The sequence below is a fragment of the Paraburkholderia polaris genome (assembly GCF_012927345.1).
GTDB lineage: Bacteria > Pseudomonadota > Gammaproteobacteria > Burkholderiales > Burkholderiaceae > Paraburkholderia > Paraburkholderia polaris.
In genome coordinates, this window is the sequence record NZ_JABBGJ010000038.1 from 49847 (window position 1) to 76488 (window position 26642).

At 61.8% G+C, this 26642-nt stretch carries 23 protein-coding genes; 13 read left to right on the top strand and 10 right to left on the bottom strand.

What is annotated here, in order from left to right:
- Positions 1–225 precede the first annotated feature (225 nt).
- Together clpS and clpA are read left to right on the top strand one after the other, a co-directional pair.
- Entirely contained in the window at positions 226–540 is a 315-nt protein-coding gene (gene clpS / locus HHL24_RS30650) for an ATP-dependent Clp protease adapter ClpS (RefSeq protein WP_028197902.1), read from the top strand.
- Entirely contained in the window at positions 537–2834 is a 2298-nt protein-coding gene (gene clpA, locus HHL24_RS30655; RefSeq protein ID WP_169489075.1) for an ATP-dependent Clp protease ATP-binding subunit ClpA, read from the top strand. The genes clpS and clpA overlap by 4 nt, the downstream gene beginning before the upstream one ends.
- Before the next feature lie 129 nt (positions 2835–2963).
- Here clpA and dut read toward each other — a convergent pair whose 3' ends face one another.
- The 6 genes from dut to HHL24_RS30685 all read right to left on the bottom strand — a co-directional run bounded on the left by dut (position 2964) and on the right by HHL24_RS30685 (position 10467).
- Complete coding sequence (gene dut, locus HHL24_RS30660) at positions 2964–3410, bottom strand: dUTP diphosphatase (protein ID WP_169489076.1); 447 nt, start codon at positions 3408–3410, stop codon at positions 2964–2966.
- 7 nt (positions 3411–3417) lie between these two features.
- Positions 3418–4449 (bottom strand): LLM class flavin-dependent oxidoreductase, encoded by a 1032-nt coding sequence (locus tag HHL24_RS30665; RefSeq protein WP_169489077.1) that lies wholly within the window; start codon positions 4447–4449, stop codon positions 3418–3420.
- Between the two features lie 75 nt (positions 4450–4524).
- A complete protein-coding gene (gene coaBC / locus HHL24_RS30670; RefSeq protein WP_169489078.1) occupies positions 4525–5739 on the bottom strand; it encodes a bifunctional phosphopantothenoylcysteine decarboxylase/phosphopantothenate--cysteine ligase CoaBC in 1215 nt (404 codons plus the stop codon).
- A 219-nt stretch (positions 5740–5958) separates the two neighbouring features.
- On the bottom strand, positions 5959–6465 hold the full coding sequence (gene lspA / locus HHL24_RS30675) for a signal peptidase II (RefSeq protein WP_169489079.1): 507 nt from the start codon (positions 6463–6465) through the stop codon (positions 5959–5961).
- On the bottom strand, positions 6465–9302 hold the full coding sequence (gene ileS / locus HHL24_RS30680) for an isoleucine--tRNA ligase (RefSeq protein ID WP_169489080.1): 2838 nt from the start codon (positions 9300–9302) through the stop codon (positions 6465–6467). The genes lspA and ileS overlap by 1 nt, the downstream gene beginning before the upstream one ends.
- A 169-nt stretch (positions 9303–9471) precedes the next feature.
- Positions 9472–10467 carry a bifunctional riboflavin kinase/FAD synthetase gene (locus tag HHL24_RS30685; protein WP_169489081.1) on the bottom strand — a complete coding sequence of 332 codons (996 nt, stop codon included), beginning with the start codon at positions 10465–10467 and terminating at the stop codon, positions 9472–9474.
- 118 nt (positions 10468–10585) lie between these two features.
- Between HHL24_RS30685 and purN the strand changes: the two genes are divergently transcribed.
- From purN to nadC, 6 genes are all read left to right on the top strand, one after another.
- The gene (gene purN, locus HHL24_RS30690; protein WP_169489082.1) at positions 10586–11239 is read left to right on the top strand and encodes a phosphoribosylglycinamide formyltransferase; all 654 of its coding nucleotides are present in this window, start codon (positions 10586–10588) and stop codon (positions 11237–11239) included.
- Entirely contained in the window at positions 11236–12495 is a 1260-nt protein-coding gene (locus HHL24_RS30695; protein ID WP_169489083.1) for an RsmB/NOP family class I SAM-dependent RNA methyltransferase, read from the top strand. The genes purN and HHL24_RS30695 overlap by 4 nt, the downstream gene beginning before the upstream one ends.
- Positions 12496–12569: 74 nt before the next feature.
- Positions 12570–13925: a mechanosensitive ion channel family protein gene (locus HHL24_RS30700; protein ID WP_169489084.1), complete on the top strand. Its 1356-nt coding sequence runs from the start codon at positions 12570–12572 to the stop codon at positions 13923–13925.
- A 203-nt stretch (positions 13926–14128) separates the two neighbouring features.
- A complete protein-coding gene (locus HHL24_RS30705; protein ID WP_169489085.1) occupies positions 14129–15325 on the top strand; it encodes a DesA family fatty acid desaturase in 1197 nt (398 codons plus the stop codon).
- 142 nt (positions 15326–15467) lie between these two features.
- Entirely contained in the window at positions 15468–16607 is a 1140-nt protein-coding gene (nadA, locus tag HHL24_RS30710) for a quinolinate synthase NadA (protein WP_169489086.1), read from the top strand.
- Positions 16607–17506, top strand: a complete 900-nt coding sequence (gene nadC, locus HHL24_RS30715) for a carboxylating nicotinate-nucleotide diphosphorylase (RefSeq protein ID WP_169489087.1) — start codon at positions 16607–16609, stop codon at positions 17504–17506. The genes nadA and nadC overlap by 1 nt, the downstream gene beginning before the upstream one ends.
- Before the next feature lie 84 nt (positions 17507–17590).
- On the opposite strand, the gene nadB is transcribed toward nadC, so the two are convergent.
- The 4 genes from nadB to radC form a co-directional block, all read right to left on the bottom strand.
- A complete protein-coding gene (gene nadB, locus HHL24_RS30720; RefSeq protein ID WP_169489127.1) occupies positions 17591–19189 on the bottom strand; it encodes an L-aspartate oxidase in 1599 nt (532 codons plus the stop codon).
- A 238-nt stretch (positions 19190–19427) separates the two neighbouring features.
- Positions 19428–19595, bottom strand: a complete 168-nt coding sequence (gene rpmG, locus HHL24_RS30725; RefSeq protein ID WP_006050116.1) for a 50S ribosomal protein L33 — start codon at positions 19593–19595, stop codon at positions 19428–19430.
- Positions 19596–19605: 10 nt separating this feature from the next.
- Entirely contained in the window at positions 19606–19839 is a 234-nt protein-coding gene (gene rpmB, locus HHL24_RS30730) for a 50S ribosomal protein L28 (protein WP_007180631.1), read from the bottom strand.
- Between the two features lie 238 nt (positions 19840–20077).
- The gene (gene radC / locus HHL24_RS30735) at positions 20078–20917 is read right to left on the bottom strand and encodes a RadC family protein (RefSeq protein ID WP_169489128.1); all 840 of its coding nucleotides are present in this window, start codon (positions 20915–20917) and stop codon (positions 20078–20080) included.
- Between the two features lie 200 nt (positions 20918–21117).
- On the opposite strand from radC, the gene HHL24_RS30740 reads away from it, so the two are divergent.
- The 5 genes from HHL24_RS30740 (at position 21118) to HHL24_RS30760 (ending at position 26641) form a co-directional block, all read left to right on the top strand.
- Positions 21118–21573 carry an FKBP-type peptidyl-prolyl cis-trans isomerase gene (locus HHL24_RS30740; RefSeq protein ID WP_169489088.1) on the top strand — a complete coding sequence of 152 codons (456 nt, stop codon included), beginning with the start codon at positions 21118–21120 and terminating at the stop codon, positions 21571–21573.
- A gap of 2 nt (positions 21574–21575) precedes the next feature.
- Positions 21576–22535, top strand: a complete 960-nt coding sequence (ispH, locus tag HHL24_RS30745) for a 4-hydroxy-3-methylbut-2-enyl diphosphate reductase (protein ID WP_169489089.1) — start codon at positions 21576–21578, stop codon at positions 22533–22535.
- 542 nt (positions 22536–23077) lie between these two features.
- Positions 23078–24277: a branched-chain amino acid ABC transporter substrate-binding protein gene (locus HHL24_RS30750; RefSeq protein WP_169489090.1), complete on the top strand. Its 1200-nt coding sequence runs from the start codon at positions 23078–23080 to the stop codon at positions 24275–24277.
- A 230-nt stretch (positions 24278–24507) separates the two neighbouring features.
- Positions 24508–25458 (top strand): branched-chain amino acid ABC transporter permease, encoded by a 951-nt coding sequence (locus HHL24_RS30755; protein WP_074282431.1) that lies wholly within the window; start codon positions 24508–24510, stop codon positions 25456–25458.
- 13 nt (positions 25459–25471) lie between these two features.
- On the top strand, positions 25472–26641 hold the full coding sequence (locus HHL24_RS30760; RefSeq protein ID WP_169489091.1) for an ABC transporter permease subunit: 1170 nt from the start codon (positions 25472–25474) through the stop codon (positions 26639–26641).
- The last annotated feature ends 1 nt before the right edge of the window (position 26642 follow it).

The following is a 26642-nucleotide window of genomic DNA, read 5'->3' on the forward strand; positions in this document are numbered from 1 at the left end:
GAGCGCCTTCAGCCAGCACTGGCAGGTTGTGCGATACTCGATCCGACTGCGGCGCAACACGGCCGCGATGCATCACAGGATAGGGGCCGGCTCCGCAATCGGCTCGTCGAATGACGCAACGCTTTGGGGGTTATCACCCAGCAGGCGGTAGCGAACGGGCTCACCGGCCGGTCGGCCGGGTTTTGACAGGATTGCGGGCCTGTCCTAGTTGTTTAGAATGGGTGTATGGCGATTATCCCGGACAAGCAGGACAGCACCGTACTGGAGCGGCAGGAGAAGAAGCTCAAGCCGCCGTCCATGTACAAGGTGGTGCTGCTGAATGACGACTTCACGCCAATGGAATTTGTCGTGATGATCGTGCAGGAATATTTCAATAAAGATCGTGAAACCGCAACACAGGTTATGTTGAAGGTGCATCGCGAGGGCAGGGGAGTTTGTGGGGTCTATACGCGGGACATCGCGTCGACCAAAGTCGAGCAAGTCGTTACCCACGCACGGCAGGCCGGGCATCCGCTGCAGTGTGTGATGGAGGAAGCATGATTGCCCAGGAACTGGAAGTCAGCCTGCACATGGCGTTCATGGAAGCACGCCAGGCGCGGCACGAGTTCATCACGGTCGAACATCTTTTGCTGGCACTGTTGGACAATCCAACAGCGGCGGAGGTGTTGCGTGCATGCGCGGCCAATATCGAGGATCTGCGCCAGAACCTGCGCAACTTCATTCATGACAACACGCCAACCGTGCCTGGCACGGACGACGTCGACACGCAGCCCACGCTGGGTTTCCAGCGTGTGATCCAGCGCGCGATCATGCATGTGCAATCCACCTCGAATGGCAAGAAGGAAGTGACCGGCGCGAACGTGCTGGTTGCGATCTTCGGCGAGAAGGATTCGCATGCGGTGTACTACCTGCAGCAGCAGGGCGTGACGCGTCTGGATGTGGTGAATTTCATCTCGCATGGCATCGCCAAGACCAGCAGCCCCGACGCCGCGAAAGCGAGCGACGCGAATGCCGAGTCCGACGAAGCCGCCGCGCAGAAGGAAACGCCGCTCGCCCAGTTCACGCAGAACCTGAACCAGATGGCGAAAGACGGCCGCATCGATCCGCTGATCGGGCGCGAGTCGGAAGTCGAGCGCGTGGTGCAGGTGCTGTGCCGCAGGCGCAAAAACAATCCGCTACTGGTCGGTGAGGCCGGTGTCGGCAAGACGGCGATCGCCGAAGGGCTCGCCTGGCGCATTACGCGCGGCGAAGTGCCGGATATTCTGGCGGATGCGCAGGTGTATTCGCTCGATATGGGCGCGCTGCTCGCCGGCACCAAGTATCGCGGCGACTTCGAACAACGCCTGAAGACGGTCCTCAAGGAATTGAAGGAACGTCCGCACGCGATCCTGTTCATCGACGAAATTCATACGCTGATCGGCGCGGGCGCTGCGTCGGGCGGTACGCTGGATGCATCGAATCTGCTGAAGCCGGCGTTGTCGTCGGGCACGCTCAAGTGCATCGGCGCAACCACGTTCACGGAATATCGCGGCATCTTCGAAAAAGACGCGGCTTTGTCGCGCCGGTTCCAGAAGGTCGACGTGACCGAGCCGACCGTCGAACAGACGGTGGCGATCCTGCGCGGCCTGAAGTCGCGCTTCGAAGAGCATCACGGCGTGAAGTATTCGTCGGGTGCATTGTCGGCGGCGGCTGAATTGTCGGCACGCTTCATCACGGATCGTCATCTGCCGGACAAGGCGATCGACGTGATCGACGAAGCCGGCGCGGCGCAACGCATCTTGCCGAAGTCGAAGCAGAAGAAGACCATTGGCAAGAACGAGATCGAAGAAATCATCTCGAAGATCGCTCGTGTCCCGCCGCAAAGCGTGTCGCAAGACGATCGCAGCAAGCTGCAAACGCTGGATCGCGATCTGAAGAGCGTGGTGTTCGGGCAAGACCCGGCCATCGACGCACTGTCGGCCTCGATCAAGATGGCGCGGGCTGGCCTCGGCAAGCTGGACAAGCCAATCGGCGCGTTCCTGTTCTCCGGCCCCACGGGTGTCGGCAAGACGGAAGTGGCGAAGCAACTGGCGTTCACGCTGGGGATCGAACTGATCCGCTTCGACATGTCGGAATACATGGAGCGTCATGCGGTGAGCCGTCTGATCGGTGCGCCGCCGGGCTATGTCGGTTTCGATCAGGGCGGTTTGCTGACCGAAGCCGTCACGAAGAAGCCGCATTGCGTGCTGCTGCTCGACGAAATCGAGAAGGCGCATCCGGACATCTACAACGTGCTGCTGCAGGTGATGGACCACGGCACGCTGACGGATAACAACGGCCGCAAGGCGGATTTCCGCAACGTCATCATCATCATGACGACGAACGCGGGCGCCGAGGCAATGGGCAAGTCGGTGATCGGCTTCACGAATCGCCGGGAAACCGGCGACGAGATGGTCGACATCAAGCGCATGTTCACGCCGGAGTTCCGTAACCGTCTGGACGCAACGATCAGCTTCCGCTCGCTCGATGAGGAAATCATCATGCGTGTGGTCGACAAATTCCTGATGCAGCTGGAAGATCAGTTGCACGAGAAGAAGGTCGATGCGCTCTTTACCGACGCGCTGCGCAAGCATCTCGCCAAGCACGGTTTCGATCCGTTGATGGGCGCGCGGCCGATGCAGCGTCTGATCCAGGACACGATCCGTCGTGCGCTGGCCGACGAGTTGCTGTTCGGCAAGCTGATGAACGGTGGCCGCGTGACGGTCGACGTGGATGCGGAAGACAAGGTGCAGTTGACCTTCGACGAGCATCCGGCGCCGCGCAATCCGAATCCGGAAGCGGTTGAGGTCGAGTAAGTCAGTCGGGTAACGTTTCAGTCTCATCTGAAAGCAGAACGGCGCGGGTTGAACCCCGCGCCGTTCTGCTTTTTGCGTTGTACAAAGCGCTTATTAGAAGCAAGCGACGCTTCAACGCTTATCGGTGTCTTAGTGCTTGCCGGTGCTGCCGAACCCACCCGCACCACGCTCGCTGGTTTCAAAATCTTCGACGATATTGAACTCGGCCTGGACCACCGGCACGATCACGAGTTGCGCGAGGCGCTCCATTGGATTCAGCACGAACGTGGTCGCGCCGCGGTTCCACGTTGAGATCATCAGTTGACCTTGATAATCCGAATCGATCAGGCCAACCAGATTGCCCAGCACGATCCCGTGCTTATGGCCCAGACCCGAACGCGGCAGAATCAACGCGGCATAACCCGGATCGGCGACGTGAATCGCCAGACCCGTCGGCACCAGCGCGGTTTCGCCGGGTTTCAGCGTCAACGGTTCGTCGAGGCAGGCGCGCAGGTCGAGGCCCGCGCTGCCGGTGGTTGCGTAGGCCGGGAGTTGGTCGCGCATGCGCGCATCGAGAATCTTCAGGTCGAGTTTCATGCAGGTTCTAAGGTTTTTGAGGTTGGGGCGTGGCATTCAAACCGAGTTGGAATGCGTCGGCGAGAAGTTCATAGGAGCGCAGCCGGGCGCGGTAGCTGCCCGCTACGGTGAGCACGATCAGTTCGTCGGCCTGGAACTGCTCCTGCAAGGCATGCAGCCGCTCAGTGACGGTTTCCGGCGTGCCAATGATACTGCGGGGCTTCTCGCGGTCGATCACCAGCCGCTCGCGCTCGCCGTACTCCTGCGCGATGCCTTGTTCGACGGTTGGGATCGGCTCGTTCAGGCCGTAGGCCATTTGCACGCGACGCAGGTCGACGGCCTTTTCCAGATCGGCGGCTTCCTGCTCGGTGTCCGCGCAGATCACGAATACGGCGGCGGCCAGATAGGGTTGTTGCGTTTCCGGGCTGGCTTTGAAGCGCTCGCGATAGGCATGCGCCACCTGATGCCCAAAATGCGCGTTGATGAAATGCGCGAACGCAAAGCGGATACCGAGTTGTGCCGCCAGCAGGCCACCGAATTCACTTGAGCCGAGCATCCACAGTTGCGGCCGCGTAGCGATCTGCGGTTGCAGCAACACCCCATGCGCAAGGTGATCTTCGGGCAACGTACCGTGCATCAAACCCACCAGATCGGCAACTTGCTGCGGGAAAATGTCGCCGCGGTTGTAGGCGCCGGCGGCGACCGCTTGCGCTGTGTGCATGTCGCCGCCTGGCGCGCGTCCCACGCCCAGATCGATACGGTTCGGAAACAGCGCCTCGAGCATCATGAATTGCTCGGCGACCTTGAAGGGGCTGTAGTACGGCAGCATCACGCCACCTGAACCGAGGCGGATGCGCTGGGTCACGCTGCCGAGGCGTGCGAGCATCACCTCGGGGCAGGGGTTCGAGACACCGCGCAGGCCGTGGTGTTCAGCGCACCAGTAGCGTGTATAGCCGAGGTCGTCGGCAAGTTGCGCGAGTTCGACGGTGGCGGCGATTGCGTCCGCCACTGAGTGCCCGTCGATCACGGGCGTTTGATCGAGCACGGAAAGTAGCGTCATTGCGGTACTGCTCCAGATAATTCGGTGCGCCAGAGCGGCTGGCGGCGCGTTCAGCGTGCGCCGCCTTGTGCGGTTTCAGCGGATCAGACTTGTGTCGGGCAGACGCTTCGCAATTTCTGCGATCAATGCGCGCGCGAGCGTCTGCTTGTCGGCGCGCGGCAGCCTGGTGGCGCCGGCTGCTTCAAAAAGGATCACTTCGTTGTCGTCGAGGCCAAAGGTCAGCGGGCCGAGATTACCGATCAGCAGCGGTACGTTCTTGCGCACGCGTTTTTCTTCGCCATGCACTTCAAGGTCGCCACTTTCGGCTGCGAACCCGACGGTGAATGGCGGATGGGGCAACTTCGCTACCGACGCCAGAATGTCCGGATTCTCGACGAACGTGAAGGTGGGCAGCGCGCGGTCGGCGGTCTTCTTGATCTTCTGTTCGCTGGCATGATCGACGCGCCAGTCGGCCACCGCAGCCACGCCGATAAAGATGTCGGCGTTCGCGACCGAGCGCATCACCGCGTCGTGCATTTGCTGCGCGGTTTGCACGTCTTCGCGGAACACGCCCCACGGCGTTTCCAGCGCGACGGGGCCGGCGACCAGATGCACCTCGGCGCCCGCTTGTTGCGCGGCGCGTGCCAACGCAAAGCCCATCTTGCCGCTCGAACGATTGGTGATGCCACGCACCGGATCGAGCGGCTCGAAAGTCGGGCCGGCGGTCAGCAACACGCGACGGCCGGACAGGATCTTGGGCGAGAAGAACGAGGCGATCGCCTCAAACGTGGCGGCCGCTTCCAACATCCGCCCGTCGCCGGTTTCGCCGCACGCTTGCGGACCCGAATCGGGGCCGAGCACTTCAATGCCGTCCGCGCGCAGCTGCGTGACGTTGCGTTGGGTGGCCGGGTTCTGCCACATCTGCCGGTTCATCGCGGGCACGACGAGCAGCGGACAATCACGCGCGACACAAAGCGTCGAGAGCAGATCGTCGGCCATGCCGTGCGCGAGTTTGGCGAGGAAGTCGGTCGAGGCGGGCGCAATGACGATCGCGTCGGCTTCACGTGACAGATCGATGTGCGCCATGTTGTTCGGCACGCGAGCGTCCCACTGGCTCGTGTAGACCGGCCGGCCGGATAGCGCCTGCATCGTAACGGGGGTGATGAACTGCGTGGCCGCTTCGGTCATGACGACCTGCACGGTCGCGCCGGCCTTGGTCAAGAGACGCGTGAGTTCGGCGATCTTGTAGCAGGCAATGCCGCCCGTCATGCCGAGGACGAGGTGTTTTCCTGCGAGTTCTGCGGTTGCCAACAAAAGCCTCCGACAAAGCGTGGTGGCCGGTGGTGGCACTATGCACCGCCGCCGGCCTTTAAACCGGACATACCCTCGGCCATGTTCGTGACGACCGAGCGCGGCCTTTAAACATAGCCGCGAGGCGTGCCCCGCAAACGTGACCCCTGAACATCGTCGCCAAGCACGGCCGAGGCGCGGCCCTGATAAACAGACCAGCGCGGGCGCAGGTAAGCCGCGTTAGCGCGTACTCCGCACGCGCCGCAATTCGTCGAGCACGAGCAGGATCGCGCCGATCGTGATCGCGCTGTCGGCGAGATTGAACGCCGGCCAGTGCCAGCTGCGCACGTGGAAATCGAGAAAGTCGATCACATGACCGTACGCGAGCCGGTCGATCACGTTGCCGAGCGCGCCGCCGAGAATCAGCGAGAGCGCCGTGCAGAACATCTTCTGTCCGCCATGACGCTTGAGCAGATAGCAGATCACGAGTGCCGCGACCACGCCGAGCGCGGTGAACGCCCAGCGCTGCCAACCGCCCGCCATCGCGAGGAAGCTGAAGGCGGCGCCACGGTTGTACACAAGGATCAGGTTGAAAAACGGCGCGACCTCATGCGGAACACCGTAGGCGAACACTTTCTGGATCGCGATCTTGGTGAGCTGATCGAACAGAATCACGATCAGCGCGACGCCGAGCCAAGGCGCCAGCGAACTGTTTCCGGCCGACGTTTTCGACATGGTTCTTGCCATTATGCCGCGCTCCTCGTTTCTCCGTTGCCGAACAGATTGCTGAAGCAGCGGCCGCACAGATTGGGGTGCTCGGCGTTGGCGCCGACGTCCGCGCGGTAGTGCCAGCAGCGTTCGCACTTCAGATACTTCGAGGCGATCACTTCGACGCCTTCTTCCGCTTCGCTGTCGACCTTCACAACATTCGCCGCTGACGTGATCAGCACGAACTTCAGGTCGTCGGCGAGGCTCGCGAGCGCGTCGTAACGCGCGCCGCTCGCGCGGATTTCGACTTCCGCCTGCAGCGAGGAGCCGATCAGGTTCGCCACACGCGCTTCTTCCAGTGCCTTGGTCACGTCACTGCGCGCGGCGCGCAGCAGCGTCCATTTGTCGAGCAGGTCGCCCGCTTCCGGTACCGGCGGGAACGCGTGATAGGTCTCGGTGAAAATCGTTTCGCTGTTCGGCGAGAAGATCTTCCACGCTTCTTCGGCGGTGAACGACAGGAACGGGGCCATCAAGCGCAGCAGACCGTGTGCGATGTGATACAGCGCGGTCTGAGCCGAACGGCGCGCGACGGAGTCAACCGCCGTGGTGTAAAGGCGGTCTTTCAGCACGTCCAGATAGAAGCCGCCCAGGTCTTCCGAGCAGAACGTCTGCAGTTTGGCGACCACCGGGTGGAACTCGTATTTCTCGTAGTGCGAGAGGATGTCGTTTTGCAGATTCGCCGACAGCGCCACTGCGTAACGATCGATCTCGAGCCAGTCTTCGACCGGACGCGCGTGTTGCGCGAAGTCGAAGTCCGACAGGTTCGCGAGCAGGAAGCGCAGCGTGTTGCGGATGCGGCGATAGCCTTCCGTCACGCGCTTCAGGATCTCCTCAGAGATTGCCAGTTCGCCCGAGTAATCGGTCGACGCGATCCACAAACGGATGATTTCCGCGCCGAGGCGGTTCGCCACTTCATGCGGGTCGATACCGTTGCCGAGCGACTTGCTCATCTTGCGGCCTTCGCCGTCGACGGTGAAGCCGTGCGTGAGCAACGCGTTGTACGGCGGGCGGCCGTCGAGCATCGAAGCGGTCAGCAGCGACGAATGGAACCAGCCGCGGTGCTGGTCCGAGCCTTCCAGGTACAGGTCAGCCGGGAATTGCAGCTCGTCTTTATGCGAGCCGCGCAGCACGTGCCAATGCGTGGTGCCCGAATCGAACCAGACGTCGAGCGTGTCGCGGTTCTTTTCGTACATGTTGGCGTCGTCGCCGAGCAGTTCGCGCGGGTCGAGCGTTTGCCACGCCTCGATGCCGGCCTGCTCGACGCGTTGCGCGACTTCTTCGAGCAACTCCAGCGTGCGCGGATGCAGCTCGCCGGTTTCCTTGTGCACGAAGAACGCCATCGGCACGCCCCATTGACGCTGACGCGACAGCGTCCAGTCCGGGCGATTCGCGATCATGCTGAACAGGCGCTGCTTGCCCCACGACGGATAGAATGCGGTGTTCTCGATGCCTTCGAGCGCGGTTTCGCGCAGCGTCTTGTCGGTGTCGTTCGGCTTCACGTCCATGCCGGCGAACCATTGCGAGGTTGCACGGTAGATGATCGGCGTCTTGTGGCGCCAGCAGTGCATGTAGCTGTGCGTGTACTTCTCGGTGCGCAACAGTGAGCCGGCTGCCTGCAGGGCTTCGACGATCTGCGGGTTGGCCGCCCAGATCGACAGGCCGCCGAACAGCGCGAGCGATTCGATGTAACGGCCGTCGCCCATCACCGGGTTGATGATGTCCGAATCGGCCATGCCGTGCGCCTTGCAGGACACGAAGTCTTCCACGCCGTATGCCGGCGACGAATGGACTACACCTGTACCCGTTTCGGTTGTCACGTAGTCGCCGAGATAAACGGGCGCCGTGCGCTTGTAGGCCGGATGCGCGGATGCGAGCGGATGATTGAAGCGCAGATTGACCAGCTTCTCGCCCGGCGTGGTCGCGACGATCGACCCTTCCAGTCCGTACAGTTTCAGGCACGCTTCAACGCGTTCTTCGGCGAGGATCAGCAAGCCGCGCGGCGTATCGACCAGCGCGTAGACGATTTCCGGATGCAGGTTCAGCGCCTGGTTGGCAGGGACGGTCCACGGCGTGGTGGTCCAGATCACGATGCCGCCTTCGTTGCGCGGCAGCGCATTCAGGCCGAAGGCCTGCGCGGTCTTTTCCGGTTCGGCGAAGCTGAACAGCACGTCGATGGTCGGATCGGTCTTGTCCTTGTATTCAACTTCCGCTTCGGCCAACGCCGAGCCGCAGTCGAAACACCAGTTGACCGGCTTCAGACCGCGGAACACGTAGCCCTTTTCCATGATCTTCGCGAGCGCGCGGATTTCGCCGGCTTCGTTCGTGAAGTTCATCGTCTTGTACGGGTTGTCCCAGTCGCCGAGCACGCCCAGACGGCGGAAGCCGACCTTCTGCTTCTCGATCTGCTCGGTCGCGTAAGCACGCGCCTTCTGCATCACTTCAGCGGCCGGCAGCGACTTGCCGAACTGCTTTTCGATCTGGATTTCGATCGGCATGCCGTGGCAATCCCAGCCCGGCACGTAGACCGCGTCGAAGCCCGCCAGATTGCGCGCCTTGACGATCATGTCCTTGAGGATCTTGTTCACCGCGTGGCCGAGGTGGATGTCGCCGTTCGCATACGGCGGGCCGTCGTGCAGGATGAACTTCTTGCGGCCTTTGCTGGCTGCGCGGATCGTCTCGTAGACCTTGCGTTCCTGCCATTCCTTGACCCATTGCGGCTCGCGCTTGGGCAGGTCGCCACGCATCGGGAACGGCGTGTCGAGCAGGTTGACCGGGTAGCGTGACTGCGGTTTCGAATCGGCTTTCTTGTTGCTCATGATGAGGTCGCGGTGAATTCTTTCTAAGCGCAGCGAAGCTGCGGTATGCGCATGAAGCGCAGGGCGGGGGGCGCGCCCGGCAGGCATGTCGCGTGATTCACGGACGCCCTTCGATGCGCGCAGCGGTGGGTACATGCAGCACTTGGCGCGCTCGCATGTACCGCGGCGGCTATCTAATTCGGTCGGTGGCCGAGGTGGCGAAGCCGGTGGAGCGGCTGCCCGGCGTGCCGGCGCCGACGGCCGCGAACCACGCGCGCGCATTGGCGACGTCGCGCGCGATGGCGGCGGTCAGCGTTTCGAGGTCGACGTATTTTTCCTCGTCGCGCAGCTTTTTCAGGAATTCGACGCGCACGAGTTTGCCATATGCGTCGCCGTGCCAGTCGAGCAGGTGCACTTCGAGCAGCACGCGGCCGGAATCGTCGACGGTGGGACGCAGGCCGAGGCTGGCGACACCAGGCAGCGGTTCGTCCGCGACACCATGCACGCGCACGACGAAAATACCGGACAGCGCCGGACGCTTGTGGGCGATCGCCAGATTGAGCGTGGGGAAACCGAGGTCGCGGCCGAGCTTCATGCCATGCACCACGTGCCCGCTAATCAGATAATCGCGACCCAGCGCGGCACGCGCCGAGTCGAGATCGCCCGCCACCAGCGCGGCGCGTACGCCCGAGCTTGAAATGCGCGCGCCGGACGGATCCGCCACGGTTGCCATCTGCTCGACTTCGAAGCCGTATTGCTCACCCGCAGTCTTGAGCGACGCGAAATCGCCTGCGCGTTTGGCGCCGTAGCGGAAGTCGTCGCCGATCATCACCCAGCGCGCATGCAGGCCGTTGACGATGATCCGCTCGACGAACGCGTCCGGCGACTGGCTCGCGAAAGTGTGATTGAAATGCTCGACCACGACCCGGTCGACGCCGTTGGTGCGCAGCGCCTCGAGCTTGTCGCGCAGCATGGCGATTCGCGGCGGCGCGCCAGCCGGATTGAAGAACTCGCGCGGGTGCGGCTCGAAGGTCATCACGCAGACGGGCAGGCCGCGTGCATCGGCTGCGGCCCGGACATGGGCGAGCAAAGCCTGATGGCCGCGGTGGACACCGTCGAAGTTGCCGATGGTCAGTGCGCAAGGCGCACGGCTTTCAGCATTGGGAAGACCGCGGAAGACTCTCACGATAGCGGGTTTGAGGTAGGGCGGCCGAGATGCCGCAAAACAAACGATTATAAACGCTCAGCGCACGAGACGGCGGCGCGTCGCCGTTTCAGTGTCCCCCGAATGATAAAATCCGCGGATGAAAAAACTCGTCATCCTGATTTCCGGACGGGGAAGCAACATGGAAGCTATCATTCGCGCCTGCGCGGACGAGGGCTGGGCGGCGCAAGTCGCCGCCGTGATTGCCAACCGTCCTGACGCCGCGGGCCTTGCGTTCGCGGCGTCGCACGGCATTGCCACGGCGGTGGTCGACCACCGCCAGTTTCCGGATCGCGACAGCTTCGACGCCGCGCTGGCCAAAGAAATCGACAGCTTCGCGCCTGATCTCGTCGTGCTCGCCGGCTTCATGCGGGTGCTCACGGCCGGTTTCGTCGACCATTACGCCGGGCGCATGCTGAACGTGCACCCGTCGCTGCTGCCGAGCTTTCCGGGCCTGAAAACCCATCAACAGGCACTTGACGCCGGCGTGCGGCTGCACGGCGCGTCGGTGCATTTTGTCACGTCGCAGCTGGATCACGGGCCGATCGTCGCGCAGGCGGCCGTCCCCGTTGAGGCTGGCGACACCCCCGCCACGCTCGCGGAACGCGTGCTGGCAACCGAACACGTTATTTATCCACGCGCGGTGCGCTGGTTCGTCGAAGGGCGTCTTGCTCTCGACGGCTTGCGTGTCACGCTTACGCCGCCGGAGCCGCAATGGCTCTTTGCCGGTCACACCGCCGGAGAGGGCGCATGAGATTACATGGTTTTTTGATTGGACAAACTGAGACTTTGCTGGCTGAAGTCCTGAAACTGAACGGCCCGGCCGACGCCACGACGAGCCGCTTTTTCCGCGCGCACCCGAAGCTCGGACACGGCGAGCGCGGCGTGATCGCCGAGGCGGTCTTCGCGGTGCTGCGCCGCCGGATGGAATTCGCCCACCTGGCCGAAGGCGGCGCGGGCAGCCCGGCCCGCCGTATGGCCTTGCTGGGACTGATGCAGACGGCCGGGCGCACGGCCCTCAAGCCGTTCGTGTCGGAGACCGAGTCGCATTGGCTCGAACACGTCGCGAAGATCGATCCTGAAAACCTGCCGCTGCGGATTCGCCTGAATCTGCCCGACTGGATCTATCAGGCGCTCTCCAAGCGTTTCGAGCCCGCGGAACTGGCGCAACTGGCCGCCGCGCTGAACTACCCGGCGCCGCTGGACCTGCGCTCGAATCCGATCAAGGCAAGCCGCGACGACGTGCTGAACGCACTGTCGAAGGCCGGTATCGAAGGCGGCGCAACGCCTTTCGCGCCGTTCGGCGTGCGGGTGGTCGGCAAGCCGCCGCTCACCAAGCTGGACGCGTTCCAGCACGGCTGGGTCGAAGTCCAGGACGAAGGCAGCCAGTTGCTGTGTTCGCTGGTCGCGCCCAAGCGCGGCGAGATGATCGTCGACTTCTGCGCGGGCGCGGGTGGTAAGACGCTGGCGCTGGGCGCGGCGATGCGCTCCACCGGGCGTCTGTACGCATTCGACATCTCCGAGCGGCGTTTGGCCAAGCTCAAGCCGCGCCTCGCGCGCAGCGGGCTGTCGAACGTGAATCCGGTGCTGATCGACAGCGAACACGACGCGAAGATCAAGCGTCTGGCCGGCAAGATTGACCGCGTGCTGGTCGACGCGCCGTGCAGCGGCCTGGGTACACTGCGCCGCAATCCGGACCTGAAGTGGCGCCAGTCGCCGGAATCGGTCGCCGAACTGGCGCCGAAGCAGGCGTCGATTCTGGCCAGCGCCTCGCGTCTGGTGAAGAAGGGCGGCCGTCTCGTCTACGCAACCTGCTCGATTCTGGAAGAGGAAAACGAAGCCGTCGTCCAGCAGTTCCTCGCCGACCATCCGGACTTCGCCTTGGTGCCGGCGCGCGACGTGCTCGCCGAGCAGCGCATCGACCTGGAAATGGGCGACTATCTGTCGCTGTGGCCGCACCGTCACGCTACTGACGGCTTCTTCGCAGCCGTGCTGGAACGCCAGAGCTAAACGCAACAGCTTGTCTGCCGGCGCGACCGGGTTCGTTTCCTGAACCCGGTCGCGCCGGCGATTTCGGCGACATCATGCAAAACCGCATTTTTCCTCACATGTTCGGCGACCTCGCGCGCGATTTCGGCCAGCCGGTCATGCTGTGGCAGGTCGGCGTGCTGCTGGGGACGCTCGCCATTGCCTGGCTGATCGCGCGCCTGTTGCGCCGGACGCTCGATCTGCGCCGTCAGACGCGGTACCAGACGCTGCGCTTCGGCGCGGAAAGCCTGAACCGCGCGTTCTTTCCGCTGATCGGGGCGGCGCTCGTATGGCTTGCGCAGGCGATCACCGGCCAGTTCATGCACACCGCGCTGCTCGATCTGGCGCTGGTGCCGCTGTTCGGTATTGGCTTGATTTACATCGTGTTTTTCTTCGCGCGGCGGGTCTTCAGTCACGACGGCGCGAATCATCCGTGGCTGTTCCTGGTCGAGAAAGTCGTCTCGCTGGTCGTCTGGATCGGCATGGTGCTCACCGTGATGGGCATTCAGGATGACGTGATCGCGTGGATGGGCAGCGTGCGCTTCAGGGTCGCGAATGCACACATGACGCTGCTTTCGCTCACCACGGGGCTCCTGTGGGTGGGCGTGACGATGATCGTCGCAATGTGGCTCGGCGCCACGTTCGAAGACCGCCTGATGCGCTCAAAGACGCTCGACGCCAACCTGAAAGTGGTGGTGGCGCGGGTCGGGCGTGCTGCATTTGTGCTGGCGGCGGTGCTGATCAGCCTGTCGCTGGTCGGCATCGACATTACCGTGCTGGGGGTGTTCGGCGGCGCGCTGGGTGTGGGGCTTGGGTTCGGGCTGCAGAAGATCGCCAGCAACTACGTCTCGGGGTTCATCATCCTGATCGACCGCTCGCTGCGCATCGGCGACACGATCAATGTCAGCGGCCTGCAGGGCATGGTCACGCAGATCCGCACGCGTTATACGGTGGTGCGCGGCCTGGACGGCATCGAAACGCTGATCCCGAATGAAAAGCTGATCACGGACGTGGTGCAGAACCAGTCCTCCTATCTGACGCGCGGCTACGCGAAGGTGGCTGTGCAGGTCGCCTACTCCTCCGACGTCGAGCAGGCGATGACGTTGCTCGCTCAAGCCGCACAGGGCGTCGCCCGGGTGCTGCAGGAGCCGGCGCCTACGCCTTATCTGGCAAGCTTTGGCTCCGACGGCATCAATCTCGAGCTGGGCTTCTGGATCGAAGACGCGGCGACAGGCACTTCTGGCGTGCGCTCGGCCGTCAATCGCAACATCTGGCGTCTATTCTCCGAGCACGACATCTCGATTCCTTTCGCGCAACGCGAAGTGCGAATCGTCGGCAACATGAGCGACGCGATGCCGCAGGCGGTAACAATGACCGCTCCCGCGGCGAATCAGGCCGACAGCGGCCGCTGACGGGCACTTCGAACCCGCCGGCAGGTCTAAAAAAGACCTTCGGCGTGTTCCCTTCCGTTGATACCGCACAAAAAATCCCTATTTGTTACAAACACTTGGAACGCTTCAAGTAGAATATCGTCCAATCCCGCTGTATGCTTTCACTTTCTTGACACGCGCATTTCGCGTGTGTCTGGCGTCTCTTGTTCCACAGGTAAATTGCCTTGTTGAATTCCTTGCTCGATTTTCTTGCCCACGGTTTGCTCCACTTCTCGTGGTGGCAACTTGTGCTGTACACGCTGGTCGCGACGCACATCACGATCATTGGCGTGACGGTCTATCTGCATCGCTGCCAGGCGCATCGCGCGCTGGAGTTGCATCCGGTCGTCAGTCATTTTTTCCGTTTCTGGTTGTGGATGACCACGGGCATGCTGACCGGCCAATGGGCCGCGATTCACCGTAAGCACCACGCCAAGTGCGAGACCGAAGAAGATCCGCACAGCCCGCAAACGCGCGGCATCTGGAAGGTGCTGCTCGAAGGCGCGGAACTGTATCGTTCCGAAGCCAAGAATGAAGAAACGATGCGCAAATTCAGTCACGGCACGCCGAATGACTGGATGGAGCGCAACGTCTACACCAAGTACCCGATCCTCGGCGTGAGCCTGATGATGGTGCTGAACGTCGCGCTGTTCGGCGTCGTCGGCCTGACCATCTGGGCGGTGCAGATGGTGTGGATTCCGTTCTGGGCCGCTGGTGTGGTCAACGGCCTCGCGCACTGGTGGGGCTACCGCAACTTCAATTCGTCGGATGCCAGCACCAACATCTTCCCGTGGGGCATCATCATCGGCGGTGAAGAGTTGCATAACAATCACCACACATATGCGACGTCGGCCAAGCTGTCGAACAAGTGGTACGAGTTCGACATCGGCTGGATGTACATCCGCATCATGTCGGCTTTCCGTTTGGCCAAGGTGAAGAAGATCGCGCCTACGCCGCGTCTGACCACCGGCAAGCTGGTACTCGATCAGGACACGTTGCAAGCCGTGCTGGCAAACCGCTACGAAGTGATGGCGCGTTACGGCAAGGCGCTCAAGCGTGCTTACCGCCAGGAGCTGGCGCATCTGAAGGAAGTTGGTGCGCGCGAGAAGTATCAGGTGATGCGCGGTGCGCGTAGCTGGTTCCACAAGGAAGAAGCGGGTCTCGATGAGCCGCAGAAGCGCCAGTTGCCGCAAATCTTCGCAAACAGCCAGAAGCTCAAGACCTACATCGACATGCGCAATGAACTGGCGGCGATGTGGGAGCGCTCGAATGCGTCGCGCGATCAACTGCTGATTCAATTGCAGGACTGGTGCCATCGCGCTGAGCAGAGCGGTATTAAAGCGTTGCAAGAGTTCGCGATGCGTCTGCGTCGCTATGCTTGATCGTATGCCTGAGCGCGAAATCCATTAAAATTTCGTTACGTCACAAAACCCCGCGTTGGCGGGGTTTTGCTTTTTGGGCCGCGGCAATTTCAACGACACGCGATTGACAGTCCGCGGCGGCAGAGCGAAGGCAGAGGAGATCATGGATCAGCAGGCGATCAGGACCGTCGAATACGACCGGCCACAGGCACAGGGCACCACCTGCGGGATCGGGCAGGCGTGGGCGAAGGTGCCCGACATGCCGTCGGCGGAACACAAGGTGGCGTTGAAGGAGCGCATCCGCGCATTGCTTAAGCGCGAGAAGGCCGTGCTCGTCGCGCATTACTACGTCGACGCGGAATTGCAGGAGCTCGCCGACGAAACCGGCGGCTGCGTCGCCGACTCGCTGGAGATGGCGCGCTTCGGCCGCGATCACGAGGCACAAACGCTGGTGGTGGCGGGCGTGCGCTTCATGGGCGAGACCGCGAAAATCCTGAGTCCGGGTAAGCGCATTCTGATGCCCGATCTCGACGCGACCTGTTCGCTCGACTTGGGCTGTCCAGTCGATGAATTCTCGGCTTTCTGTGACGCACACCCGGATCGCACGGTGGTCGTGTACGCGAACACTAGCGCGGCCGTCAAGGCTCGTGCGGACTGGATGGTGACGTCGTCGATCGGGCTGGAAATCGTTGCCGATCTGCATGCACGCGGCGAAAAGATCATCTGGGCGCCGGATCGGCACCTCGGCAGTTATATCCAGAGCAAGACCGGCGCGGACATGCTGCTGTGGCAGGGCTCGTGTCTCGTGCATGACGAATTCAAGGGCATCGAGCTCGATCTGCTGCGCGCCGAATATCCGGGCGCGAAAGTGCTGGTGCATCCTGAGTCGCCGGCTAACGTGGTCGCGCAAGCGGACGTGGTTGGTTCGACCACCCAGTTGATCGACGCCGCGCAAAAACTCGACGCGACGCATTTCATCGTGGCGACCGATCTAGGCATTCTGCACAAGATGCAGCTTGCCGCGCCCGGCAAGACGCTGATCGCCGCGCCCACGGCCGGCAACAGCGCGACCTGCAAGAGCTGCGCGCATTGCCCGTGGATGGCGATGAACGGCCTCGCCAATCTGGCGGACGTGCTCGAACGCGGCCATAACGAAATCTTCGTCGACCGAGCGATCGGCGAGCGGGCGCGCCTGCCGATTGACCGGATGCTCGACTTCGCGACGCGTCACAAGAAGCGCGTGCAAGCCAGTGGCGATCTCGCGCGCGACGCGCAACTGTATTCGAACGTGGGAGCAGCGTAATGGGTGCGGTGGAGCGCAATCAGGTCGAGGCGGTGTCGCCGCTGTTCGCAGAGATTCATGTGCAGTACGGTGCCGCATTCGATGCAGCGTTAGCACGTAACGTTGCCGACGCACTGGCCGAAGACGTCGGCGCAGGCGATCAGACTGGCCGCCTTGTCCCCGCAGACGACGTGCGCGATGCACGCATCATCGTGCGCGAAGATGCCGTGCTGTGCGGCGTGCCCTGGTTCAACGCAGTCATGCGCCAGGTCGATCCACGTATCGACGTGCAGTGGCGTTACCGCGAGGGCGATCGGATGACAGTGGATACGCCGGTCTGCGAACTGCGCGGTCCTGTCCGTGCGCTGTTGACTGCTGAACGCAATGCGCTGAATTTCCTGCAACTGCTATCGGGCGTGGCGAGCGCAACGCGCCGCTATGTCGACGCAATTGCCCACACGCAAACGCGCATCCTCGATACGCGTAAGACCTTGCCGGGTTTGCGGCTCGCGCAGAAATACGCCGTGCGCGTGGGCGGCGGGGCGAATCAGCGGCTTGCGTTGTACGACGGCATTCTGATCAAGGAAAACCACATCGCCGCAGCGGGCGGCGTTGGTGCCGCAATGGATGCGGCGCTCGCGCTGAATGCGGGCGTGTCGATCCAGATCGAAGTCGAAACGCTGGCACAATTGGAAACCGCGCTGGCGCATCGCGCGCAATCCATTCTGCTGGACAACTTTTCGTTCGATGCGATGCGCGACGCAGTGCGGATCACGGCAGGACGGGCGGTGCTGGAAGTGTCTGGCGGGGTGAACTTCGAGACCGTGCGGACCATCGCGGAAACGGGAGTCGATCGCGTGTCGATCGGTGCGCTGACCAAAGATGTGCGCGCAACGGATTACTCGATGCGGATCGTCTGAGCCGTGCGCGCTTAAGCGTTCACCGTCAATGAAGAAGCCATCGCCGGTTCCCCCGCGATGGCTTCTTCACTTCAGCTTTAGAAATCACACGTTGCGGTTACGCACATGTTCCGGCGACAGCACCGACGGCAGCGCTTTTGGCAGCGTGGCTGGCCAATCGCGGCTGAAGTGCAGGCCGCGGCTTTCGCGCCGTGAGCGAGCACCTTCGACGATCAGCGACGCCACGTCGACGAGATTGCGCAACTCAAGCAAATCGCGGCTGACCTTGAAGTTCGCGTAATACTCGTGAATCTCGTCACGGAGCAAGGCGAGCCGATGCTTGGCTCGCGCGAGCCGCTTGTCCGTACGCACGATGCCGACGTAGTTCCACATCAGGCGGCGCAGTTCATCCCAGTTGTGCGCGACCACTACTTCTTCGTCCGGGTCGGACACGCGGCTTTCGTCCCAGTCCGGCAGCGGCGCATGGACGGCGGCGCTGAAGCCTTCTTTCTCGATGGCCTGCGCGGCGGAGCGTCCGATCACGAGACACTCGAGCAAGGAATTGCTGGCAAGCCGGTTCGCACCGTGCAGGCCGGTGCATGACGTCTCGCCGACCGCATAGAGGCCCGCGAGATCGGTCCGGCCTGCCAGATCTGTCACGACGCCGCCGCACGTGTAGTGCGCGGCAGGCACAACCGGAATTGGCTCTTTGGTGATGTCGATGCCGAATTCGAGGCAGCGGGCCAGAATCGTCGGAAAGTGTTCGCGCAGGAATTCAGGCGGCTGATGGCTGATGTCGAGATACACGCAATCAATGCCGCGTTTCTTGATCTCGAAGTCGATCGCGCGCGCGACGATGTCGCGCGGCGCGAGTTCGGCGCGTTCATCGTGGTTCGGCATGAAGCGCGTGCCGTCCGGCAGTTTCAGAATGCCGCCTTCGCCGCGCACTGCTTCCGAGATCAGGAACGACTTCGCATAAGGGTGGAACAGGCAAGTCGGATGGAACTGGATGAATTCCATGTTCGACACGCGGCAGCCCGCGCGCCAGGCCATCGCGATACCGTCGCCGGTCGCGGTGTCGGGGTTGGTGGTGTACAGATAGACCTTGCCGGCGCCGCCGGTGGCGAGCACGGTATGCGGCGCTTCGATTGTCACGGTGCGGCCGCTTTGCAGGTCAAGTGCATACAAACCGTGGCAGCGACGGCCAGGCAAGCCGAGACGGTCGGATGTGATCAGGTCAATCGCGTAATGGTCTTCGAACAGGGTGATGTTCGGATGATGGCGTACACGCTCGCTGAGCGTGGCGACCACGGCATGGCCAGTCGCATCCGCAGCATGAATGATCCGGCGATGGCTATGGCCGCCTTCGCGTGTCAAATGAAAGCCGAGTTCGGCGGCGTCGTCTTTGGTGAATGGCACGCCTTGCTCGATCAGCCATTCGATCGCGGCACGCCCATGCTCGACGATAAAGCGTGTCGCCGCCTCGTCGCACAGGCCGCCACCGGCGATCAGTGTGTCGCGCACATGGTTTTCGATGCTGTCCGCCGAATCCAGTACGGCGGCGATCCCGCCTTGCGCCCAATCGCTCGCGCCTTCGGTCATCGATCGCTTGGCGACCACCGCAACCCGCCGGGTCTCCGCGAGATTGAGCGCGACGCTCAAACCTGCCAGACCGCTACCGACAATCGCTACATCGAATTCCATCGCCTGCATCTCCGTCTTTCGTTTTGCCATGACGGCGTGCCGTTCGCACGCCGCTAAAACGAGAAAGGATACGCGCCGCGGCGGATGAGGGAAAGCTGGCCGAACGGGATAAGACTATCCTGCTAGGCAAAGGACAGCTAAACAGTGCGAGATTGGGGCGCAGAAAACAAAAAAGCCTCGCACGAATGCGAGGCTTTTTTTGCAAAACTTTTTGCCTTCGTCAGGCAGGAGCCAAGACTTACTTGATCTTGGTTTCCTTGTAGTCAACGTGCTTACGGACGACCGGATCAAATTTCTTGATCAGCATCTTTTCCGGCATGTTGCGTTTGTTCTTCGTCGTCGTGTAGAAGTGACCCGTGCCTGCGGTCGATTCCAACTTGATCTTGTCGCGTGCGCCTTTTGCCATGATTTACTCCTTAGGCTTCACCGCGTGCGCGCAGATCTGCGAGCACAGCGTCGATACCGTTCTTGTCGATCAGGCGCAGGCCGGCGTTCGAAACGCGCAGACGCACCCAACGGTTTTCGCTTTCCACCCAAATACGGCGGTTTTGCAGGTTCGGCAGGAACCGGCGCTTGGTTTTGTTGTTCGCGTGGGAAACGTTGTTGCCGCTCATCGGCGCTTTCCCAGTTACTTGGCATACGCGTGCCATGAGAGCACTCCTAATACGCTAATTCTGAGTTCGAACGCCGTGAAAGTTTCCCGAAAAGAGCCGCGCTTAAGTTTTTGAACTTCAGTCGCTTTTCCTTTCCGGAACGCCTTGGTGGCTTCGGAACAGGGGGTTGGAAATAGGCAAACCGGAATTATAGCGGAAAAAAAGCCGCAAAATCAAACCTTATTTGCGATGCCGAGCACGGCGCAACGTTGCCGCGACCCTGGTTCAGGCAATCTCACGGCCAGCCGGCGCGGGCGAACGAGTAGGTATTGTCGGCGCCGATCACCAGATGATCGATCAGTCGCACGTCGATCAGCGCAAGGGCGTCGCGCAACGTATGCGTCAATCGGCAGTCGCTCGCGCTTGGCTGGACGGCACCGGAAGGGTGATTATGCGCGACGATCAGGCTGGCGGCATTAAGGCTCAGCGCTCGCCGCACGATCTCGCGCGGATAGACCGCCATGCGTGTCAGCGTGCCGCGTGCGCTTTCTTCACAGCGGATCAACCGATGTCGCGCGTCGAGAAAGAGCGACACGAAGACCTCTTGGGGCCTGCCGCCTATGCGCAGGCGCAGATAGTCTTGCACGGCCTCAGGCGAGTTCATCAGCGAACGGCCGCGCATTTTATCGACCAGCGAGCGCCGCGCCATCTCCATAATGGCGAGCAATTGCGCCTTCTTTGCTGGGCCGATGCCGCGCAGGCCGTCGAAGTCCGAATAGGTTGCGTCGAGCATTTCCCGCAGCGAGCCGAACCGGTCGAGCAGGGTGCGCGCGACATCGAACACATCGTGGCCGGGCAGGCCGGTGCCAAGCACCAGCGCGATCATTTCGGTATCCGACAGCACGCCGGGTCCTTCCTCGATCAGACGTTCGCGCGGCATATCTTTCTTATGCCATTTGCCGCGTACGAGCCATCGGGGCGAGGGTGTGCCGGCATTCGCGGCGGCAACGCCATTACCGGCTGCGGCGCGAGCGCGCGGGGACGCCAGGGCGGGGACTGCGGCGGCGGGCGCGGGAGCCTCCGGCAAGGCCGCTTCGAGTGTCGCTTGGTCTATCGTGCAGGCATAGTCGGCCATAGAAGTATGCATCCTCCAGTTCGGGTTTATGGCGGCGCGGGGTGCCCGGCCGTGCCGCGATGCGCGCGACGGACCCAAGCCGCCGCCCGCTATGTGGCTTACAATAGACGCTTTGCGCACGGCACCCCGACGGTTTGCCACACGCGTCGGCTGCACCCGCGGCGCACGCGTGCAGCGCGCTTCGACTGAGCGAGCATTGCATGAGCATCATCGACATTTCCGAAGTGAAACCCGGTTCACACGTGACGCTTCATTACCGGCTTTCCCTTGCCGATGGCGCCGAAGTCATCAATACGTTTACCGACAGGCCGGCTACGCTGCTGCTGGGTGCGGGTCAACTGGCGCCGCCGCTGGAAGATATTCTGCTGGGTTTGAAGGTGGGCCACCATTCGACCTTTCAGCTAACGCCGGGTCAGGCGTTCGGTCCGCGCAATCCGGAGCTGATCCAGAGAGTCTCGCTGGCCACGCTGCGTGAAAACAGCATGATCGGCGAGGATTTCTCGCCGGGTGACCTGGTCGAATTCAACGCGCCGGGCGGCGGCCGCTACGCGGGTGTCCTGAAGGAAGTCGGCGAAACGTCGGCGTTGTTCGATTTCAACCATCCGCTTGCCGGCCAGGCGCTGGCGTTTGAAGTGAAAATCATCGGGATTCTGTAAACATGAGCATCACGGATACGACTCTTGCCGAAGCCGAGATCCTGCTGGCGCAGCCGCGTGGGTTCTGTGCCGGCGTCGATCGGGCCATTGAAATCGTCGAGCGGGCCATCAAGCTGCACGGCTCGCCGATCTACGTGCGCCACGAAATCGTCCATAACGCCTATGTCGTCGAAGATCTGCGCAAGAAGGGCGCAATCTTTATCGAACAGCTGGAAGAAGTGCCGGCCGGCAATACGGTGATTTTCAGCGCGCATGGCGTGTCGAAGGCGGTGCGCTCCGAAGCCGAATCGCGCGGCCTGCGTGTGTATGACGCCACCTGTCCGCTCGTGACCAAGGTGCATATCGAAGTCGCGAAAATGCGCCAGGACGGCTTCGACATCGTGATGATCGGCCACAAGGGTCACCCTGAAGTCGAGGGCACGATGGGGCAGGCGGGCGAAGGCATGCATCTGGTGGAAGACATCAAAGACGTGCAGGCGCTGCAACTGGCCGATCCCGAGCGGATCGCGTTCGTCACGCAAACCACCTTGTCCGTCGACGATGCAGCCGAGATCATCGGCGCGCTGAAGGCAAAGTATCCGGCGATCCGCGAGCCGAAGAAGCAGGACATCTGCTACGCCACGCAAAACCGCCAGGACGCGGTCAAGTTCATGGCGCCGCAGTGCGATGTCGTGATCGTGGTCGGCAGCCCGAACAGTTCGAACTCGAACCGGTTGCGCGAGCTGGCCGAAAAGCTTGGCGTGCCTTCCTATATGGTGGACTCGCCGGACCAGATCGATCCGGTCTGGGTCGAAGGCAAGCGCCGCATCGGCGTGACGGCCGGCGCCTCGGCGCCGGAAGCGCTGGCGCAGGCGGTGATCGGCCGGTTGCGTGAACTCGGCGTGCGCAACGTGCGCGCGCTTGACGGCATCGAGGAAAACATCGCGTTTCCGCTGCCGCGCGGGCTGGGTCTGCCTGCCTGACAATTAGCCGACGTTTCTGAAAGAAAAGCGCGCCCAAGGGCGCGCTTTTTTTACGTCCGCAGATTCGTGAGCCTGTCTAAAATAAAGTGCCAGAACACCGTGCCGAGCGGTTTTAAGTGTGCTCTCACACAAATTCTTTTGAATTGTGATTTGGCATTTAATCGAATTTTCGATGATGTGACCCCGTTTATCCAGCGCTAAACGCGTTGCATCGATTTTTGACGCACTAAAATAGTGCGTGCCCGTTGATATCAATGGAAACGTAATACTTAACGCGAACCACGGTGCAATCAGGGATCGGGCCATATCGCTGCAACACTTGATGCCATTGGGCGCGACGGTGGTGCAACTGATGCACGAAAAACAATCGCAACCGGGTTGCGCCTTTTATCGAATTACTCTCTCAAAATAAGGTTGCAATGCAGGAAAACCCCACCGGTTCAACAATATTGCGCGTCGCATAATTGGAGTTACAATGCGCGCGTTCTCAAGGCCTCCGGGTCCCGAACAATGGATTTTGCGAGGCGCAGGAGACCTACTTAATGCGAGTCAAGTTTGCTTACGCCGTGTCCGTCGTGACCGCGGTTGCGATGTTGACCGCGTGCGGCAAGAAAGCGGATGGCGAGGCGGGAGCAGGTGCATCGGCTGCCACGGAGGCAGCGGTGCCGGCGAGCGAAGCGACGGTCGTGAAAATTGGTCATGCGGCCCCATTGACGGGACCGATTGCGCATTTGGGTAAAGACAATGAAAACGGCGCGCGTCTGGCGGTCGAGGAAATCAACACACAGGGTTTGACTATCGACGGTCACAAGATCCAGTTGGAGCTCGACGCGCAGGACGATGCCGCGGACCCGAAAACGGGAACGGCGGTCGCTGAAAAATTCGTCGACGATCATGTGGTCGCCGTGGTCGGCCACTTGAATTCGGGCGTCTCGATTCCGGCGTCGAAGATCTATAGCGATGCTGGAATCGTGCAGATCTCGCCGTCTTCGACGAATCCGGGGTATACGCAGCAAGGTTTCAAGACGACTTATCGGGTGGTCGCGACCGATGCCCAGCAGGGGCCGGCGCTTGCCAACTACGCAACGAAAGTGCTTGGCGCGAAACGCATCGCGATCGTTGATGACTCGACCGTCTATGGCAAGGGATTGGCCGACGAGTTTGCGAAGACAGTACAGGCGAGCGGCGCAAAGATCGTCGCGCGCGAAGCCACGAATGACAGGGCTACGGAGTTTCAGTCCGTCCTTAGAAAGATCAAGAGTGTTCAGCCGGACGTGATCATGTTCGGCGGCATGGACGCAACGGGCGGGCCGTTTACCAAACAGGCGGCGGCGCTCGGTATCAGGGCAAAAATCCTTGGCGGCGACGGTGTGTGTACCGACAAGGTGGGTGAGCTGGCGGGAACCGCCGTGCAAAACCTGGTCTGTTCGGAGGCGGGACTTGCGCTTTCGAAAATGGACAAGGGAGCGGACTTCGAAAAGAAGTACGTCGACCGCTTCCACACACCGGTGCAGATTTACGCACCGTTCACGTATGACGCTGTGTACGTGATTGTCGATGCAATGAAGCGCGCTAATTCGATCGAGGCGCCCAAGGTGCTGGCTGCGATGCCGTCCACCGATTACAACGGGGTAATCGGCCACATCGCGTTCGACGACAAGGGTGATTTGAAAGAGAGCGCCATTACGCTTTACGACTTCAAGGACGGCAAGAAAGCGGTTCTCGACGTCGTGAAGATGTGATGACGGGACGTTCAGCCTGACGGCACCGAAACCACCCAACGGTGCCGTTTTTGCATCCGCCATCGGCAAGTCCGCGACTGCATCACAGTCGTAAGACGAACCGGGCAGCGGATAACCCTTACCGGTCTTTTACATCAGTACCCGCAGTGCCGTTGAGATTGGCGTACCGCATCACCGCCCACCGGCTGATGAAGAACGCGAATCCAGTCGCACGGGCTAAGGAGCATTAAATGGATATCTTCATCCAGCAGGTCCTCAACGGGCTGGTGCTTGGCAGCGTTTACGCCATCATCGCACTGGGCTATACGATGGTTTACGGCATCCTGGGCATCATCAACTTCGCTCACGGCGATGTGTTGATGGTGGGCGCGATGGTTGCGCTCTCAGCCATAGGTGTGCTGCAGAACCACTTCCCCGGCCTCGGCAATGTGCCGACGCTCATCATCGCGTTGATCATCGCGGCAGTGGTTTGCTCGCTGGTCGGCTACACGATCGAGCGCGTGGCCTACCGGCCGTTGCGTAAAGCGCCGCGTCTCGCCCCGCTGATCACCGCGATCGGCGTGTCGATCCTGCTGCAAACCCTCGCGATGATGATCTGGTCGCGCAACCCGCTGCCGTTCCCGCAGCTGTTGCCCACCGACCCGATCAACGTGATCAAGGCCACTGACACGACGCCAGGCGCCGTGATCTCGATGACCGAAATCGTGATCATCGTCGTGGCGTTCCTCGTGATGGGCGGTCTGCTGCTGCTGGTTCACAAGACCAAGCTCGGCCGCGCGATGCGTGCGATCGCTGAGAACCCGGGCGTTGCCAGCCTGATGGGCGTGAACCCGAACTTCGTGATTTCGGCGACCTTCATGATCGGCTCGGCGTTGGCCGCCTTGGCCGGCGTGATGATCGCGTCCGAATACGGCAACGCACACTTCTATATGGGCTTCATCCCAGGTCTGAAGGCCTTTACCGCGGCGGTGCTGGGCGGGATCGGCAATCTCGGCGGGGCGATGGTGGGCGGCGTGCTGCTCGGCCTGATCGAACAGTTGGGGGCGGGCTATATCGGCAACCTCACGGGCGGTGTATTCGGCAGTAACTACCAGGACGTGTTCGCATTCATCGTGCTGATCATCGTGCTGGTGTTCCGTCCGTCGGGCCTCTTGGGCGAACGTGTTGCGGATCGAGCATAAGGAGTAGACAGACATGACCTCAATTCAACCGATCGAGCCGTCCACGACGCTCATCCCTGAAAAGAACCTGACGAAGACGCTGACCGTCGGCATCATCACCGCGATCTTCGTGATCGCCGCACCGATGATCATCGGCGCGGCCGGCGGCAACTACTGGGTCCGTGTGCTCGACTTCGCGATGCTGTACGTGATGCTCGCGCTGGGCCTGAACGTGGTGGTCGGCTTCGCCGGCCTGCTGGACTTGGGCTACATCGCGTTCTACGCGATCGGCGCGTACGTCGCGGCTCTGCTGTCTTCGCCGCACCTGACCTCGCAGTTCGAATGGATCGCGCACCTGTTCCCGAACGGCCTCCATACGCCGATCTGGATCATCGTGCCGATCGCGATGGGGCTCGCCGCGACCTTCGGGATCCTGCTCGGCGCGCCGACCCTGCGTCTGCGTGGCGACTACCTCGCGATCGTGACCTTGGGCTTCGGGGAAATCGTGCGGATCTTCATGAACAACCTTGACCGTCCGGTGAATATCACCAATGGTCCGAAGGGGATCACGGGGATCGATCCAGTGTCGGTGGGTGGCTTCAGCCTCGCGCAGACGCATTCGCTGTTCGGCATGCAGTTCCCGTCGGTGTACTTGTACTACTACCTGTTCGTGCTGTGTTCGCTGCTGGTGATCTGGGTCTGTACGCGTTTGCAGCACTCGCGTATCGGCCGTGCATGGGCCGCGATCCGTGAAGACGAAATCGCCGCCAAGGCGATGGGCATCAACACCCGTAACGTGAAGCTGCTGGCCTTCGCGATGGGTGCGTCGTTCGGCGGTTTGTCGGGCGCGATGTTCGGCTCGTTTCAGGGCTTCGTGTCGCCGGAATCGTTCACGTTCTGGGAATCGGTCGTGGTGCTGGCGTGCGTGGTGCTCGGCGGCATGGGCCATATCCCGGGTGTGATTCTCGGTGCGGTGCTGCTTTCGGTGTTCCCGGAATTCCTGCGCTCGACGATGGGTCCGCTGCAGAACGCGATCTTCGGCCACGAAATCGTCGATACGGAAGTGATCCGTCAGTTGCTGTACGGCCTCGCGATGGTCGTGATCATGCTGTACCGCTCGGAAGGCCTGTGGCCGGCGCCGAAGCACGAAGACAAGATTGCGAAACTGGCGAAGCGCGCTGGCAAGAAGCCGGTGCGCGCCTGAG

Excerpts from the sequence above, each read along its gene's own strand:
- dut (WP_169489076.1), bottom strand. The coding sequence starts at position 3,410 with ATGAAACTCGACCTGAAGATTCTCGATGCGCGCATGCGCGACCAACTC.
- clpS (WP_028197902.1), top strand. The coding sequence starts at position 226 with ATGGCGATTATCCCGGACAAGCAGGACAGCACCGTACTGGAGCGGCAG.
- HHL24_RS30700 (WP_169489084.1), top strand. The coding sequence starts at position 12,570 with ATGCAAAACCGCATTTTTCCTCACATGTTCGGCGACCTCGCGCGCGAT.
- HHL24_RS30755 (WP_074282431.1), top strand. The coding sequence starts at position 24,508 with ATGGATATCTTCATCCAGCAGGTCCTCAACGGGCTGGTGCTTGGCAGC.
- nadA (WP_169489086.1), top strand. The coding sequence starts at position 15,468 with ATGGATCAGCAGGCGATCAGGACCGTCGAATACGACCGGCCACAGGCA.
- HHL24_RS30695 (WP_169489083.1), top strand. The coding sequence starts at position 11,236 with ATGAGATTACATGGTTTTTTGATTGGACAAACTGAGACTTTGCTGGCT.
- purN (WP_169489082.1), top strand. The coding sequence starts at position 10,586 with ATGAAAAAACTCGTCATCCTGATTTCCGGACGGGGAAGCAACATGGAA.
- rpmB (WP_007180631.1), bottom strand. The coding sequence starts at position 19,839 with ATGGCACGCGTATGCCAAGTAACTGGGAAAGCGCCGATGAGCGGCAAC.
- HHL24_RS30760 (WP_169489091.1), top strand. The coding sequence starts at position 25,472 with ATGACCTCAATTCAACCGATCGAGCCGTCCACGACGCTCATCCCTGAA.
- HHL24_RS30740 (WP_169489088.1), top strand. The coding sequence starts at position 21,118 with ATGAGCATCATCGACATTTCCGAAGTGAAACCCGGTTCACACGTGACG.
- radC (WP_169489128.1), bottom strand. The coding sequence starts at position 20,917 with ATGGCCGACTATGCCTGCACGATAGACCAAGCGACACTCGAAGCGGCC.
- ileS (WP_169489080.1), bottom strand. The coding sequence starts at position 9,302 with ATGAGCAACAAGAAAGCCGATTCGAAACCGCAGTCACGCTACCCGGTC.
- HHL24_RS30750 (WP_169489090.1), top strand. The coding sequence starts at position 23,078 with ATGCGAGTCAAGTTTGCTTACGCCGTGTCCGTCGTGACCGCGGTTGCG.
- nadB (WP_169489127.1), bottom strand. The coding sequence starts at position 19,189 with ATGGAATTCGATGTAGCGATTGTCGGTAGCGGTCTGGCAGGTTTGAGC.
- rpmG (WP_006050116.1), bottom strand. The coding sequence starts at position 19,595 with ATGGCAAAAGGCGCACGCGACAAGATCAAGTTGGAATCGACCGCAGGC.
- HHL24_RS30665 (WP_169489077.1), bottom strand. The coding sequence starts at position 4,449 with ATGACGCTACTTTCCGTGCTCGATCAAACGCCCGTGATCGACGGGCAC.
- clpA (WP_169489075.1), top strand. The coding sequence starts at position 537 with ATGATTGCCCAGGAACTGGAAGTCAGCCTGCACATGGCGTTCATGGAA.
- nadC (WP_169489087.1), top strand. The coding sequence starts at position 16,607 with ATGGGTGCGGTGGAGCGCAATCAGGTCGAGGCGGTGTCGCCGCTGTTC.
- ispH (WP_169489089.1), top strand. The coding sequence starts at position 21,576 with ATGAGCATCACGGATACGACTCTTGCCGAAGCCGAGATCCTGCTGGCG.
- lspA (WP_169489079.1), bottom strand. The coding sequence starts at position 6,465 with ATGGCAAGAACCATGTCGAAAACGTCGGCCGGAAACAGTTCGCTGGCG.